We start from the raw sequence: 15,675 nt of genomic DNA on the forward strand, positions 1-15,675 counted from the left end.
CGCGTGGAGGACACGCCAATGTCGGACAGCAAGCGGATCATGGCCAACAAGGCCGAGTTGCTGGAACTCGAAAAAGGGTTCTGGACGGGTGACGCCAGCTACTATGCTGCCAATGTTGATACCGAATGCCTGGTAGCGTTTCCGCAGATGGCACAGGCGATGGACAATGCCGATCTGGCCAAGACCGCAACCAAACTCAACCGCTGGCGCGACCTCGACATCGAGCTCAAGGGAATAATCGAACCCGGTAGCGATATTGTCATGCTGACTTACGAAGCGCGCGCGACGAGGGAGAATGGCGAGCCCTATGCAGCGCTGGTCAGCACCGGCTACGTCCATCGCGCCAACGGCTGGAAGATGATGTTCCATGCGCAGACGCCGCTGGCGGCCACCGCCAAATAGGCCTTGATCCCTACGGAAAAAAGACCGCTTCACCTTTCAGCGCGTCGGCCAGCATCTTTTCGTATTTGCCGCGCGGCACGTCGACGGCGCCGAAGCGCTTGAGGTGTTCGGTGGTGAACTGCGTATCGAGCAGCGCGAAGCCCCGAGCCTTCAGGCGCTCGACGAGATGCACCAGGCAGGTCTTCGACGCGTCCGTCTCCTTGGAAAACATGCTTTCGCCGAAAAACACCCGCCCCAGCGAGACTCCATAGAGCCCGCCGACCAGACGCCCCTCGCGCCAGGCCTCGACCGAATGGCAGTGCCCCATGCGGTGCAACTGCACGTAGGCCTCGCGGATCGGCGCATTGATCCAGGTCGAGCGGCGCTCTTCGCGCTTCTCGGCACAACCGTCGATCGTCGCCTCGAAATCGAAGTCGAAACGAATTTCGAATGCGTGCTTGCGGATCGTCTTCTTCAGGCTTCTGGGTATGTGAAAACCTGCGAGCGGGATGATGCCGCGCGTCTCCGGCCGCACCCAGAAGACCTCCGGATCACCAGCACTCTCGGCCATCGGAAAGACGCCCGAGGCGTATGCCTTGAGCAGAAGGTCGGTGGGAATGCGATAGCCTGGCGCGTAGGGTCGGGTCATCGCGTCATCATAGCGCTAAGTTGGGGCTATTCGCCCTTGGCCAGATATTTTTCCAGCCAATGGATGTCGTAGTCGCCATTGGCAATGTCGGCATTACCGACGAGATCGCGAAACAGCGGCAATGTCGTTTTGATCCCGTCGACGACGAATTCATCGAGCGCCCGCCGCAGCCGCATCATGCATTCGACGCGATTGCGTCCATGCACGATCAGCTTGCCGATCAGGCTGTCGTAGTAGGGCGGGATCTTGTAGCCGGAATAGACACCGGAATCGACGCGGATGCCGAGGCCGCCGGGCGTGTGGAAATGGGTGATCGTGCCGGGCGAGGGGGTGAAGGTGCGCGGATCCTCGGCGTTGATACGGCATTCGATGGCGTGGCCGTTGAACTTGATGTCTTCCTGCTTGACCGAAAGGCCGCCGCCGGAAGCGACGCGGATCTGTTCGTGGACCAGATCGATGCCGGTGATCGCTTCCGTCACCGGATGCTCGACCTGGAGGCGCGTATTCATCTCGATGAAATAGAACTCGCCATTCTCGTACAGGAACTCGATGGTGCCGGCGCCCGAATAGCCGAGATCGGCAATCGCCTTGGCGCAGATGCCGCCGATGCGCGACCGTTCCTCGGCGTTGAGCGCCGGCGAATTGGCCTCTTCCCAGACTTTCTGGTGGCGCCGTTGCAACGAACAGTCGCGCTCGCCGAAATGCACGCCGCCGCCGAAGCCGTCGCCGAACACCTGCACCTCGATGTGGCGCGGTTTCTCCAGATATTTCTCGATGTAGACCGCGTCGTCGCCGAAGGCCGCGCCGGCTTCCGAGCGCGCCGTCTGCAGGGCGATTTCGAGGTCTGCCTCGGTATGCGCCACCTTCATGCCGCGTCCGCCGCCGCCGGCCGACGCCTTGATGATAACGGGATAGCCGATCTCGGCAGCGATGCGCTTGGCTTCCTTTTCTTCGGTCACTGCGCCATCGGAGCCGGGCACCACCGGAATGCCGAGGCGCTTTGCCGTGCGTTTGGCCTCGATCTTGTCGCCCATGATGCGGATATGGTCGCCGGACGGGCCGATGAAGGTGATGTTGTGCGCCGCCAGGATGTCGGCGAACTTGGCGTTCTCCGACAGGAAGCCGTAGCCCGGATGCACGGCGTCGGCGCCGGTGATCTCGCACGCCGCGACGATCTGGTGAATGTTGAGATAGCTGTCGCGCGACGGCGGCGGACCGATGCACACGCTTTCGTCGGCGAGCCTGACATGCATGGCGTCAGCGTCGGCGGTCGAATGCACCACCACGGTCTGGATGCCGAGTTCCTTGCAGGCGCGCAGCACCCGGAGCGCGATTTCGCCGCGATTGGCGATGAGGATCTTCTGGAACATCAGGTCCGCTCTACTCGATCACGACGAGCGGCATGCCGTATTCGACCGGCGTCGCGTCCTCGAACAGGATCGCCGTGACAGTGCCGGCGCGCGGCGAGGGGATCTGGTTCATTGTCTTCATCGCCTCGATGATCAGCAGCGTCTGGCCTTCCTTGACCTTCTGGCCGATCTCGATGAACGGCTTTGCGTCAGGAGACGGCGCCAGGTAGGCGGTGCCGACCATGGGCGAAGGGACGGCGTTCTTCGACACGTCGACAGCGGCCGGGGCAGCCGCCGTTGCAGATTGGGCGGCCGCTGCCGGCGCATAGGCCGGTTGCGGTGCGGCGATCGCATGGACGGTGGGCGCCTGCCGTGACACCCGAACCTTCAGGTCGCCGAGTTCAACCTCGATCTCGGTCAGGTTGGTGTCGTTCAGTATGCCCGCCAGATCGCGGATCAGTTGCTGGTCAACACCGGTCTTCTTTATCGACATTTTCGAGCCTTCTGTTTGTTGGCCGGTCATAGGCGTGCGGCCAGCGCTTGCAGCGCCAGCGTGTAGCCGAGCGGCCCAAAGCCACAGATCATGCCGACAGCGACCGGCGCGACCATGGAGACGTGGCGGAACGGTTCCCGCGCGTGAATGTTGGAAAGGTGAACTTCAGCGACCGGCAGTGGCGCGATCGAGCGGATGGCGTCGTGGATGGCAATCGAGGTATGGCTGTAGGCGCCTGGGTTGATGACGATGCCGGCGGCCTTGTCGCCGGCTTCCTGGATCCAGTCGACAAGCTCCCCTTCATGGTTCGACTGGCGGAAATCGATCTCGATCCCAAGCGATTTGCCTGCCTGCTTGCAGTCGTCCGCGATGGCCGCGAGCGTCTTGCCGCCATAGATGCCCGGCTCGCGCTTGCCGAGCGCGTTGAGATTGGGACCGTTCAGGACGAAAACCGTTTTCAAGAAAGCCGACCTTTTCCGGCGCCGGCGTCAAGCCGGCGCGCTTGGCCTCTATACCGGGCATAGTCGCCTGCGGAAAGAGCGCAAGTGCGTTCTTTCACTGTCCACAACAGGCCGAAATGCGCCCGTGAAGAAAACCGCTCGCCGGTCAAAGCGCGGCTTTCGCCGCCTTGATCTTTTCGGCGAGCACTTCCTGCCCGAGTGCCCCGAACACGACCTCGTTGCCGACGACGTAGGAAGGGGTTCCGGTGATCTGCAGCTTATTGGCAAGATCGTAGGTCTTGGAGAAGGCCTCGGGGATTGACGCGTCCTTCATCTTCTCGCGCAGCGTCGCCTCGTCGGCGCCGAGCGAAAGCGCGATCTTGATCGCTGTTGCCTCGGTGGCGCGCCCCTGGCCGCCAAGCAGCGCATTGTGGAACTCGCCGTACTTCTCCGGCATCATCATGTGGAACGCCATCGAAACGACGCTGGCCTTCTGCGAATCCGGGCCGAGGATCGGGAATTCCTTGAGCACGAAGCGCAGATCCGGATCGGACTTGGTCAGGGCCCGCATGTCCTCGATGGCGCGTTTGCAGAAGCCGCAATTGTAGTCGTAGAACTCCACGATCGTGGCCTTGCCGTTCGGGTTGCCGACGACGCCGTCGAAGGTGGAGTTGAAGATCTGGTCCTTGGCGTTCTTGATGACGCCGAGCGCCGCGAGCCGCTGTTCCTCCTTCTGCTTGGCCTCGAGCGCGTCCTGCACTTCGAGCAGCACTTCCGGATTCTTCAGGAGATAGTCGCGGATGATTCCCTCGACCTCGGTGCGGTCGATTTTGGTGTCGGCCCCGGCCGTCTGGACAGGCTGAGCCGTCTGGACAGGCTGAGCCGTCTGGACAGGCTGAGCCGTCTGGACAGGCTGTGCCGTTCCGGCCTTCGCAATTTGCGGACTGCCGGCCACGAAACCGAAAGCCAGCATGGCAAGGGCGACCGCAACCCCCGTGGTGCCCAGCAGCAGTGCCTTTTTCATTGTTCTCGTTCCTTCTGCCTGTTTTCCGGTCTGTCGCAGCACGCGGCCGGAGGGTTCATGGGATTACTGGCTCTTGCCTGATGATTTGTAGTTTATGATGTCCTGGGCGCGTATCCAGCGTGGCTCACCGCGCTTCATCTGCTGTTGCGCCCGCATGGCGAAGATCTTCGCATCCTTGTAGTCGCCGGAATAGAAATGGCCTTCGGCGGTGGCAAGCTCGGCGCCCGGTATGTCTCCCAGCTCGCCGTAAGCCTGTGCCAGATAACGATAGCCGGTGGAATTTTCCTTGTCGCGCCCCAGGCCATTGTTGATCTGCACGACAGCTTTCTTGAGCGAGTCGGGCGTGCCGACCGCCATCAGCGCCTGGCCAAGTGAGACAGGCAGCAGGCCGGACCGTGCCGGATCGAGGCTGACCGCCTTGGCGTAGGCGTCGGCCGCATCCTTGGGCTTGTTCGCTTTCATCAATATATCGCCGCGCAGTTCCTGAAAGTAGGCATTCTTGGGCTGCGCCTTGATCAGGGCGTTGGTCTTGGCGAGCGCCGAGGCGAGATTGCCGTAGAGATAGGTCGACTGGGCATCGCCATAGAGCGCCGCCATGCTGCCCCGCATCTTTTGCATCAGCCGCGCCGCGGCGGCCTGGCCCTCCATGTAGACGGCAATCTTCACCCGCATCATGTCGTGGCGCTGCTGCAGCGTCGGCGGGTCGAGCTTGTCGACATTGGGGCTCTGCTTGACCAGCACTTCGAGGTTGGCGATGCGGTCCTGCGGCATGGGATGGCTGATCCGGTAGGGATCGACTTGCGCGCCCGACAGCGACAGCGCTGTCTGGAAGCGGTGGAAGGTCTTCAGCATGCCCATGCCGGACTGGCCGGTGGCGTTGAGGTAGGTGATGGCCGAGCGGTCGGCCGTGATTTCCTCGGTGCGCTGATAGGCGAGGATGCTGCGCTGCGCCATCTCGCCGCCGCCAGCCGCCACACCCATGCCGGCGCCGGCAAGGCCGCGGCTGTTGGTGGTCGCACCGGCAACCATGGCGCCGGCACCGAGCAAGGTGGCGATGATGGCCATTGTCTTGGCGCGTTCGAGCTGTTCGCGCAGTTTCTGCTGGTGGCCGCCGGCGATGTGGCCTGCTTCGTGCGCGATGACGCCGATGATTTCGTTCGGCGTCTCAGCCGTCATCAGTGCGCCGGTGTTGATGAACAGCCGGCGCCCGGTGACGAAGGCGTTGAAGCTGGAATCGTTGACCAGCACGATGTCGATGCCGTCATTCGCGAGCCCGGCCGCCTTGAAGATCGGCCGTGCATAATCGCGCACCAGAGCTTCGATCTCGGCGTCGCGTACGACTGGCACGCCCTGGGCGAAGGCGGCCACCGAACCGGCCACGGCAACTGCGGCGGTAAGCGAAATCGTCGCGAAGACACGCGCCGCGTTGGCAATCGTCGATCTGGGTCGGCTCAACATAATGTGTCCACTGGTAGACGAGCGGGCGAAAGATGAAAAGTCGGCGCCTGAAAAACTTCCTCAACTTGTGATCCTCACATCAATCGGGCATTTGTGCGGCGCATGCGTCAGGACCTGGCGCGCTCAATCCTCGGGACAGGGGTAAAAATGGTCGTTTCGCTCTCCCATCGCGGCAATGTCGAGCCGTTCCACGCCATGGATGTGCTGGCCGAAGCGAACCGGCTGAAGGCCCTAGGCATACCGGTGATCTCCATGGCGGTTGGCCAGCCATCCGATCCAGCGCCTGTACGGGTTCGCGCCGCCGCGGCCAAGGCACTGGAGGATGGACGCATAGGCTATACCGACACCTTGGGTCTGGCCTCGCTGCGCAAGGCGATTGCCGGGCACTGCGCGGATCATTATGGCCTCGATGTCGACCCCGGCCGGATCGCGGTGACCACCGGATCGTCGGCGGCCTTCAACCTTGCCTTCCTGGCGATGTTCGATCCAGGCGATCGGGTCGCCATCGCCGCTCCCGGCTACCCCGCCTATCGCAACATCATGGCAGCCCTCGGCATCGACGTGGTCGAAATCGAGCTCGGTGACGCGGCTTATCTGCATGCCGGCCATCTGGAGGCCGCGCATCGCGAGAAGCCGCTGAAGGGCGTGCTGTTTGCAAGTCCGGCCAATCCGACCGGCGCCGTCATACCGGCCGACGAGCTGGCGATCCTGGTCACCACGGCGGAGTCGCTCGGTATCGCCGTCATTTCCGATGAGATCTACCATCGGCTGGCCTATAGCGCCCCCGACACCACGGCTCTCGCCTTTAGCAACAGCGTGACTGTGATCAACTCTTTCTCGAAATACTACTGCATGACCGGCTGGCGCATCGGCTGGATGGTGTTGCCGGACGAACTCGTGCGCCCCGTCGAACGCATCGGCCAGAGCCTCTACATCTCGCCGCCGGAGCTGTCGCAGATCGCGGCGATCGAGGCCTTTGCCGCAACCGAGGAATTGGAGGCGGTAAAACGGCGCTATGCCTGGAATCGCGAGCTCTTGATGAAGCGTCTCCCGGAGCTGGGTTTTCCCCTGGCGGCACCCATGGATGGCGCCTTCTATGCCTTTTGCGATGTCACCCGGCACAGCAATGACAGCATGGCCTTTGCCCGCAAGATGCTGGCCGAGGCGCATGTGGCGGCGACGCCCGGCCGCGACTTCGACACTCGGGCGGGGCACCGCACGATGCGGTTTTCCTATGCCGGCAGCCACGACGACATGGTCGAGGCGATGGCGCGCATCGAACGCTGGTTGAGGTAACGCCATGCCGCTCGAACAGGCGCTGGCGGAAGTCGCGGCGGAAATGGCTGAACGCACCGATCGCGGCGATGTCGCGACCTATATTCCCCAATTGGGCAAGGTCGATCCGAAGAAATTCGGCATCGCGGCCGTTACCAATGACGGCCGCACGTTGGTGGCCGGCGATGCCGACCAGGCTTTTTCGATCCAGAGCATCTCGAAGGTGTTCACCCTGACGCTGGCGCTCGGCAATGTCGGCGACGCACTGTGGAAGCGGGTGGGGCGCGAGCCCTCCGGCAACCCGTTCAACTCGATTGTCCAGCTCGAGCATGAGAACGGCATTCCGCGCAACCCGTTCATCAATGCCGGCGCCATCGTCATTTCCGACATCCTGCTTGCAGGCCACCAGCCGCGCGAGGCGATCGGCGAGATTCTGCGCTTCATCCAGTTCCTCTGCGACGATGAGACAATCATCATCGACCGCGAGGTCGCGGCGTCGGAACGCGCCACCGGCTACCGCAACTTTGCGCTCGCCAATTATATGAAATCCTTCGGCAATCTCCATCATGCGCCGGAACTGGCGCTGGGTGTCTATTTCCACCATTGCGCTATCGCCATGAGCTGCCGACAGTTGGCGATGGCCGGCCGCTTTCTCGCCAATGGCGGCAAGAACCCGGCAACCGGACATTCCGTGGTGTCGGCGGAGCGGGCGCGGCGCATCGGCGCCATGATGCTGACCTGCGGCCACTATGACGGCTCCGGCGATTTCGCCTTCCGTGTCGGTATCCCCGGCAAGAGCGGCGTCGGCGGCGGCATATTGGGTATTGTGCCGGGTGTCGCTTCGCTCGCCGTCTGGTCGCCCGGCCTCAACGCCAACGGCAATTCCAAGCTGGGTTCGCTCGCGCTGGAAAAGCTCGCCAGGATGATGAACTGGTCGATCTTCGCGCCATAGGGATCACGACCTGCCGGATATGAAAAATCCCGCGCCGTTCGTTTCGATCGGCGCGGGATTGTTTTTGTTAGAAAACCAATTCAAGCACTTGAAAAGCTTAGAAAAAGCCTTTCCGCTGCCACCAGCCGGCACGCTTGGGCTTTTCTTCGGTCTTGGCTTCCGGCTCATCGGCGACGGTCGAGGAAACCACCGGTACGACAGGTGTATCGGCGGCTGCCGCCTTGCGGCGTGATGGCCGGGCTTTCGGTGTCTCTCCGGCGACCGCCGCCTCGTCCGATGCCGTGGCTGGCGTTTCGGCGAGTGCCACTTCCGCGGTCGGCTCCCCGGCGACGGCCTCGGCTGCTGCCTTCTTCGGCTTGGCTGCGCGGCGTGGCTTCTTGGGCTTCTCGGTGCTTGGCACCTCATCGCTGACTGGAGCCGCCGGTTCTTCGACGGCAGCGGCAGCCACCGGCTCGATCGCCGCAGGCTCGCTCAGGGAAGCGTCAGCTTCGGCAGGCTCGGTCGTTTCGCCTGCCGCCGCCTCAGTCTCGCCTTCACCGTCTTCGCGACGATTGCGCTTGCCACCGCGCTTGCCGCGCCGGCGCTTCTTGCCCTGGCCATCGTCGGATGCTTCCGCCGTTTCGACGGTCTCGCTTGCGGCGACCGCAGCCTCGTCGTCTGCCTCGGCATCGTCATGGTCCGCCGCGCCTTCCGACGCGGTGAAGCCGTCATCCGACGTGGAGAGGGACGCGCCGTCCGTCGGGGCGCCATGCTCGCGTTCGCGATCCTTGCCGCCGCGCCGCCTGCGACGCTTGCGGCGCTTGCGGTCGCGGCCTTCGCCTTCCTCGCCGGATCTGGGCTGCTGATGCTGTGACGGCTGGGCGTGCCGTGGTTGCTCGGCCGGTACCGGTGCTTCGTCATCTTCCTCGACAACGACAATCTCGTCCTCGGGCTCTTCCGGCTCGACATAGGCCGGCAGGCTGCGCGCCTCGACGAAGCCTTCCGGCTTTTCGGCCAGCGCGCCGCGGAAGATCGCGTAGTGCTGGGCACCGACCGCATCGTCGGCCTCGATGGTGACGGTCAGGCCGAAGCGGCTTTCCAGTTCCACCAGCGTGCCGCGCTTGTGGTTAAGCACGTAGAGCGCGGTCGCGGCCGGCGTGCGCACGGTGATGTGGCTGCGCGAATCCTTGAGCAGGAACTCCTCGATCGCCCGCACCACCATCAGCGCCACCGACGAATCGGAGCGCACATGGCCGGTGCCGCCGCAATGCGGGCACGGCTTCATGGTCGATTCCAGCACGCTGGCGCGGATGCGCTGACGCGACATCTCCATCAGGCCGAAATGCGAGATGCGGCCGACCTGAATGCGGGCGCGGTCGTTCTTGAGGTGATCCTTAAGCCGCTTTTCGACGGAGCGGTTGTTGCGGTTCTCCTCCATATCGATGAAGTCGATGACGATCAGGCCGGCAAGGTCGCGCAGCCGGAGCTGGCGGGCGACTTCCTCGGCCGCTTCCAGATTGGTGTGGAGCGCGGTGTCCTCGATCGAGTGCTCCTTGGTGGAGCGTCCCGAATTGACGTCGATGGCGACCAGCGCTTCGGTCTGGTTGATGATGATGTAGCCGCCGCTCTTTAGCGTCACTTGCGGCTGCAGCATGCGGTCGAGCTGCGCCTCGATACCGTTGCGCACGAAGATCGGCGTCGTGTCACGGAACGGCTGAACCACCTTGGCGTGGCTCGGCATCAGCATGCGCATGAAGTCCTTGGCTTCGCGATAGCCCTCTTCGCCGGAAACCAGGATCTCGTCGATATCCTTGTTGTAGAGATCGCGCACTGAGCGCTTGATCAGGCTGCCTTCCTCATAGACGAGGGCAGGGGCCGTGGACTGCAGCGTGAGACTGCGCACGTTCTCCCACAGCCGCATCAGATATTCATAGTCGCGCTTGATCTCGGCCTTGGTGCGGCTCTCGCCGGCGGTGCGCAGGATGACGCCCATGCCTTGCGGCACTTCGAGATCGGCAACGACTTCCTTGAGGCGCTTGCGGTCGACCGCGCTGGTGATCTTGCGCGAAATTCCGCCGCCGCGCGCTGTGTTCGGCATCAACACCGAATAGCGGCCGGCAAGAGACAGGTAGGTGGTGAGCGCCGCCCCCTTGTTGCCACGCTCTTCCTTGACGACCTGCACCAGCAGGATCTGCCGGCGCTTGATCACTTCCTGGATCTTGTACTGGCGGCGCACCGGCTTGCGGCGGTTGCGCACTTCCTCGAGCGCGTCCTCGGCGCCGACCGATTCGATCTCATGATCGTCTGGATGGGAAGAGGATACCTCCTCGAGCATCCCGCGATCATTATCGGAGGAAGTGGCCTCGCTGCCCTGTTCCGCCTGCGGGACGGGTTCGGAAATCACATCGCCTTCGACGGAGGCGGCGATCGACTTGGGGCCTCCCTCGCTGGCCTCGTTTTCATCCTGTTCGGAAGAACCCCCGTCATGTTCGGATGCGCCGGCGTCTTCCGAGGCATCGGACGCGTATTCCGCGGTCCCTGAAACGTCGGACATGTCCTCGGTTACGGCATCCGGGCCATTGTCGTTGTTTTCGTCTGTTTCGCCGGCGGCTTCGTTTGCCTCGCCGGAATCGGCCGTGCCGGCATCGCGTCTGTTTTCACCACGGTCGCGGGTCTTGCCGCCGCGCCGGCGACCGCGCCGTCCACGATCCCGGCTCTGGCGATCGTCTCCTTCGCCGTCCTCGTTCTCCTCGTCCTCGGCCTCCTGCGCTTCCGCGCGCAGCAGTGCCTGACGGTCGGCGACCGGAATCTGGTAGTAATCGGGGTGTATTTCACTGAAGGCGAGAAAACCGTGACGGTTGCCGCCATATTCGACAAAGGCTGCCTGAAGAGAGGGTTCGACGCGCGTTACGCGGGCGAGGTAAATGTTTCCTTTGAGCTGCTTCTTGTCCTGGGATTCAAAGTCGAATTCTTCGATACGGTTACCGCGTACGACGACTACGCGTGTTTCCTCCGGGTGGGAGGCGTCTATCAGCATTTTGTTGGGCATTATTTCGTTTCCCCCCGGCAGCCGTCAGCCGCAGCTGGCGGGGCAAAGCCCGCTGCTGTGTGTCTGGATGAGAGTGGGTGCCGGATAATTGAACGTCCGCCGGACGCTGCCTGCGTGTCATGGCGGTGCCGCCCGCAGCCATATTGGCGCGGTTTGATGCGGACCTTTCCATGATTGCGCTTGAAGCCATCGTCACCAGCAGAACCTTTTGAACCAAAGCCCGGAAACCGGACCAGCTTGTTTGCTCATACAGAGCCGGCGCGGGAACAAACCCGGCCGTTTTCCTCACGCAGGCGATTCCCCCGCCACGGGAGCACACCTGCGAAATTCGTCGCAATCACCTGAAGCCTTTTCGCGTGAAGCGAAAGGAGCCGCCTTTCATCTGACCCTGTAGCAGGAAGCTGCGGAGGAGGGCGGTTCCAGGATTGCAGTGATCCACCATCGCTTTTATGATTTGGCGGGTTGGAAGGCAACCCCGATTTCCGATGCCGGCAAAAAGCAGTTCCGTAGCGTAAGCCTGGTTCCGATCCTTGCGTGAAAAGGCTTGGTTAACCTTCTCTGGATACCAATCGTTAATCGAGTTCGCGGCCTATCCGGAACTTCGACTAAACGAGCCGGCGCCTGGCGCCAAAGCGGGAGCGACTAGAAGAGAGATGGGACTGGCGGACTTCACAGACAAGGGATGTCGTGTTGGCGGCCAGATTCTCCGTGCCTTCTGTCTCGTGTTGCTGGTGGTGTTTTCGTCCGCCTTTTCCACGATTGCCAGTGCCGCCGACGCGCCGCTTGTGGCGAAGGGCTACAAAATGGCCGGCGATGCCACCAAGATGCGCATCGTCATGGATTTCGATCGCGAGCCTGACATCAAATGGTTCCTGCTGCGCGGACCCAACCGCCTTGTCATCGATCTTGCGAACACCCGATTTGCCATCGATGCCAAGGATTTGAAGCCGCGTGGCCTGGTCAAGGGCGTGCGGCTCGGCGAACTCGGCGAGGGCGTTTCGCGACTGATCCTGACAGGCAAGGGACCGTTCGCCGTCGACAAGCTCGATGTGCTCAAGAACGAGGACGGAACCGGCTACCGCATTGCCATCGACATGTCGGCGGCGTCCGAACGTGAGTTTGACGCCGCGCTTGCCAATCAGGCGCTGACCACCGGTTCCACGGTTTCGACCGATAAAGGCGGCCGGGTCGGCACGGGACCTGTCTCCAATCCCGGCCACAGGTTCACCGTCGTCATCGACCCCGGCCATGGCGGCGTGGACGGCGGCGCCGAAGGCCTGAACGGCACCATCGAGAAGAACGTCACACTGGCCTTTGCCACTGAGCTGCGCGACAAGCTCGCGGCCGTCGGCAGATACGATGTCTTCATGACCCGTGATACCGATGAATATCTGCGCCTGGACGACCGCGTCCGCATTGCGCGCCAGCATGAGGCCGATCTGCTTATTTCGATCCATGCCGACACGATCAGCGTCAAGGGCATCCGCGGCGCCACTGTCTATACGGTCTCCGACAAGGCTTCCGACCCTCAAGCACAGGCGCTTGCCGACCGTGAAAACCTGTCGGACCAGTTCGCCGGCATGGTCATCAAGGACGACAACAAGGAAGTGACCGACATCCTGATCGACCTGATCCGCCGCGAGACGCACAATTTCTCGATGAGTTTTGCCCACACCTTGGTCGGTCAGCTCTCGACCAGCGTCGGCCTTATCAACAATCCGCAGCGTTCGGCCGGATTCAAGGTGCTGAAGGCCCCGGACGTGCCGTCCGTGCTGGTCGAGCTCGGCTATCTCTCCAACGCCAAGGACGAGGCGCAACTGCTCGACACCGAGTGGCGCGGTAAGGCAGCGCAAAGCATCACCAACGCCGTCGCGTTGTTCGCTTCCGCCCGTGCCGGGGCCCGAACCGGAGGTTGACAATGCCCGGCAGCGCCTGCAACCAGAGGCGGCGTTGCGGGATGACAACACTCGCCGCTTTTATTTCCGGCTTGCGGCCGCGAAACGCGGCCCTGCCGTATTTTGTCCACATGGTGGCGACATGGGTTTTCGATTACGGGTTGGGACCGGCTCGAAAGCTTGCGTGGAAGGCGGCTTCGTTTAGGAAATTCCCGAACCAAGGACTGGAGCGGGTATGATTCGTCTCATTGGCTATTTCTTCGGCATCGGCACGACGCTGGCCCTCCTGGCCGCGGCGGGCGTTGCCCTTTACATCGGCCATGTGGCAAAGGATCTGCCAGACTACGAAGTGCTGGCCAAGTACGAGCCTCCGGTGACCACCCGTATCCATGCCTCGGATGGCGCGCTGATGGCGGAGTATGCACGGGAACGGCGCCTTTATTTGCCGATCCAGGCCATCCCGGATCGCGTCAAGGCTGCCTTCCTGTCCGCGGAGGACAAGAATTTCTACAGCCACCCTGGTGTCGACATAACGGGGTTGGGCAGAGCGGTGATGACTTACGTTTCGGGTGGCCCCATGCAGGGCGGCTCGACGATCACCCAACAGGTTGCCAAGAACTTCCTGCTGACCAACGAGCGCTCCCTGGAACGCAAGGTCAAGGAAGCCATCCTTTCGTTCCGCATCGAGCAGGCCTATTCCAAGGATCGTATCCTCGAGCTCTATCTCAATGAGATTTTCTTCGGCTTCAATGCCTATGGCGTTGCCGGTGCCGCACTGACCTACTTCGATAAATCGGTGAACGAACTGACCGTGGCCGAGGCCGCTTATCTGGCATCGCTCCCGAAAGGTCCGGCCAACTACAATCCTTTCAAGCACGCCGACCGGGCAATTGAACGGCGAAACTGGGTGATCGGCCAGATGGTCGAAAACGGTTACGTTACGCCCGAAGAGGGCGCGAAAGCGAAGGCCGAGCCGCTTGGCGTTGCTCCGCGCCGCACCGGCTCCTACCTTTTCGCCGGCGAGTATTTCACGGAAGAGGTTCGTCGGCAGATCATCGCCCGCTACGGCGAGAACGCCCTCTATGAGGGCGGGCTGTCGATTCGCACCACCCTTGACCCGAAGGTCCAGCTCATTGCCCGCAAGGCGATGCAGAATGGGTTGATGAAATACGATACTTTGCGCGGCTATCGCGGGCCGGTGAAGACGATCGACGTCTCCGGCGACTGGGGTGTGCCATTGGGTGCCGTCAAGGGACTGGAAGACGTTCCCGAGTGGTCGCTGGCCGTCGTGCTCGACAGTTCGGCGTCCGGGCTGTCGATCGGCCTTCAGCCCGCACGCCAGGCGTCGGGCGATATCGTGAAGGAACGCGTCGAAGGCACCGTCAGCAAGGAAGACATGGGCTTTGCCATGCGTCATGTGGTCGACGGCAAGACGGTCAAGGCCAGGTCGCCGGCCGACGTGCTGAAGCCGGGCGACGTCATCTTCGTCCAGAAGAACGACGGTTCCGACAATACCTACAGCTTGCGCCAGGTTCCCGAGGTGGCAGGCGGCCTGATCGCGATGGATCCGCACACCGGCCGCGTGCTGGCCATGGTCGGCGGTTTCTCTTATTCGCAATCCGAATTCAACCGTGCCACCCAGGCGATGCGCCAGCCGGGCTCGTCGTTCAAGCCGATCGTCTATTCGGCCGCGCTCGACAATGGTTATACCCCGGCCTCCGTAATCATGGACGGACCGATCACCATCCAGAGCGGCAACACAACCTGGACGCCGAAGAACTATGACGGCACGGTCGCCGGCCCGGCAACGCTGCGTTCCGGCATCGAGAAGTCGCGCAACCTTATGACGGTGCGGCTTGCCAATGACATGGGCATGAAGCTGGTCGTCGAATATGCCGAGCGCTTCGGCGTCTATGATCATCTGGCGCCATACCTGCCGATGGCGCTGGGTTCGGGCGAGACGACCGTCATGCGCATGGTTTCGGCCTATTCGATCATGGCCAATGGCGGCAAGTCGATCAAACCGACGCTGATCGACCGCATCCAGGACCGCTACGGCAAGACGGTGTTCAAGCAGGATGAGCGTGGCTGCGAAGGCTGCAACGCGCCTGAATGGAAAAACCAGCCGGAGCCGGAACTGGTCGACAATTCCGAGCAGGTGCTCGATCCGATGACCGCCTACCAGATCACCTCGATGATGGAAGGTGTCGTCCAGCGCGGCACAGGCGCCACCATCGGCGAGCTTGGCCGCCACATCGCCGGCAAGACCGGCACCACCAATGACGAGAAGGACGCCTGGTTCATCGGCTATACGCCGAACCTCGTGGTTGGTCTCTACATGGGCTACGACACGCCGCGCGGCCTTGGCCATGGCGCCACCGGTGGCGGCCTTGCCGCCCCGATCTTCAAGGATTTCATGCGCGTGGCGCTGGACGGCACGCCCAATGTCGACTTCAAGGTGCCTGACGGCATGAATCTGATCGCCATCAACCGCAAGACCGGCATGCGCGCCTCCTCGGGCGATCCCGGCACCATCATCGAGGCCTTCAAGCCGGGCACCGGCCCCGCCGACAGCTACTGGGTGATCGGCATGGGCGCCGATGGCTCCAACGCTTCCGGCGGCGCACTGTCGCCGCAGGCCAACCAGGCCATCCAGGACGGCGGCGGCGGCCTTTACTGACGAATTCGAACGTCCGAACGGGCCAGCCTGAGGCTGGCCCATTTCGCTTTA

General features: G+C 62.6%; 12 protein-coding genes. 5 read left to right on the forward strand and 7 right to left on the reverse strand.

The features are described from left to right. Positions 1 to 18: 18 nt before the first annotated feature. On the forward strand, positions 19 to 402 hold the full coding sequence (locus FJ492_RS00895; protein WP_140768320.1) for a hypothetical protein: 384 nt from the start codon (positions 19 to 21) through the stop codon (positions 400 to 402). Between the two features lie 10 nt (positions 403 to 412). Here FJ492_RS00895 and aat read toward each other — a convergent pair whose 3' ends face one another. From aat to FJ492_RS00925, 6 genes are all read right to left on the reverse strand, one after another. Next, entirely contained in the window at positions 413 to 1,030 is a 618-nt protein-coding gene (gene aat, locus FJ492_RS00900) for a leucyl/phenylalanyl-tRNA--protein transferase (protein WP_140508804.1), read from the reverse strand. A 26-nt stretch (positions 1,031 to 1,056) separates the two neighbouring features. Further along, on the reverse strand, positions 1,057 to 2,400 hold the full coding sequence (gene accC, locus FJ492_RS00905; RefSeq protein ID WP_140768085.1) for an acetyl-CoA carboxylase biotin carboxylase subunit: 1,344 nt from the start codon (positions 2,398 to 2,400) through the stop codon (positions 1,057 to 1,059). Positions 2,401 to 2,410: 10 nt separating this feature from the next. Continuing rightward, a complete protein-coding gene (gene accB / locus FJ492_RS00910) occupies positions 2,411 to 2,872 on the reverse strand; it encodes an acetyl-CoA carboxylase biotin carboxyl carrier protein (protein ID WP_140508805.1) in 462 nt (153 codons plus the stop codon). 26 nt (positions 2,873 to 2,898) lie between these two features. Continuing rightward, positions 2,899 to 3,333 (reverse strand): type II 3-dehydroquinate dehydratase, encoded by a 435-nt coding sequence (aroQ, locus tag FJ492_RS00915; protein ID WP_140508807.1) that lies wholly within the window; start codon positions 3,331 to 3,333, stop codon positions 2,899 to 2,901. 145 nt (positions 3,334 to 3,478) lie between these two features. Further along, positions 3,479 to 4,336 (reverse strand): DsbA family protein, encoded by an 858-nt coding sequence (locus FJ492_RS00920; RefSeq protein ID WP_140711476.1) that lies wholly within the window; start codon positions 4,334 to 4,336, stop codon positions 3,479 to 3,481. Between the two features lie 63 nt (positions 4,337 to 4,399). Then, complete coding sequence (locus tag FJ492_RS00925) at positions 4,400 to 5,794, reverse strand: M48 family metalloprotease (protein ID WP_140768087.1); 1,395 nt, start codon at positions 5,792 to 5,794, stop codon at positions 4,400 to 4,402. A 147-nt stretch (positions 5,795 to 5,941) separates the two neighbouring features. Here FJ492_RS00925 and FJ492_RS00930 point away from each other — a divergent pair, with 147 nt between their 5' ends. Both FJ492_RS00930 and FJ492_RS00935 read left to right on the forward strand, forming a co-directional pair. After that, entirely contained in the window at positions 5,942 to 7,090 is a 1,149-nt protein-coding gene (locus FJ492_RS00930; protein WP_140751218.1) for an aminotransferase class I/II-fold pyridoxal phosphate-dependent enzyme, read from the forward strand. A 4-nt stretch (positions 7,091 to 7,094) separates the two neighbouring features. Next, a complete protein-coding gene (locus FJ492_RS00935) occupies positions 7,095 to 8,021 on the forward strand; it encodes a glutaminase (RefSeq protein WP_140508812.1) in 927 nt (308 codons plus the stop codon). Positions 8,022 to 8,118: 97 nt separating this feature from the next. On the opposite strand, the gene FJ492_RS00940 is transcribed toward FJ492_RS00935, so the two are convergent. Continuing rightward, on the reverse strand, positions 8,119 to 11,049 hold the full coding sequence (locus FJ492_RS00940; protein ID WP_140768089.1) for a ribonuclease E/G: 2,931 nt from the start codon (positions 11,047 to 11,049) through the stop codon (positions 8,119 to 8,121). Between the two features lie 653 nt (positions 11,050 to 11,702). On the opposite strand from FJ492_RS00940, the gene FJ492_RS00945 reads away from it, so the two are divergent. Both FJ492_RS00945 and FJ492_RS00950 read left to right on the forward strand, forming a co-directional pair. After that, complete coding sequence (locus tag FJ492_RS00945; RefSeq protein ID WP_140508816.1) at positions 11,703 to 12,965, forward strand: N-acetylmuramoyl-L-alanine amidase; 1,263 nt, start codon at positions 11,703 to 11,705, stop codon at positions 12,963 to 12,965. Positions 12,966 to 13,179: 214 nt separating this feature from the next. Beyond that, positions 13,180 to 15,624: a penicillin-binding protein 1A gene (locus FJ492_RS00950; protein WP_140711480.1), complete on the forward strand. Its 2,445-nt coding sequence runs from the start codon at positions 13,180 to 13,182 to the stop codon at positions 15,622 to 15,624. Positions 15,625 to 15,675 lie beyond the last annotated feature (51 nt).

The organism is Mesorhizobium sp. B2-5-4 (assembly GCF_006441095.1).
Taxonomy (GTDB): domain Bacteria; phylum Pseudomonadota; class Alphaproteobacteria; order Rhizobiales; family Rhizobiaceae; genus Mesorhizobium; species Mesorhizobium salmacidum.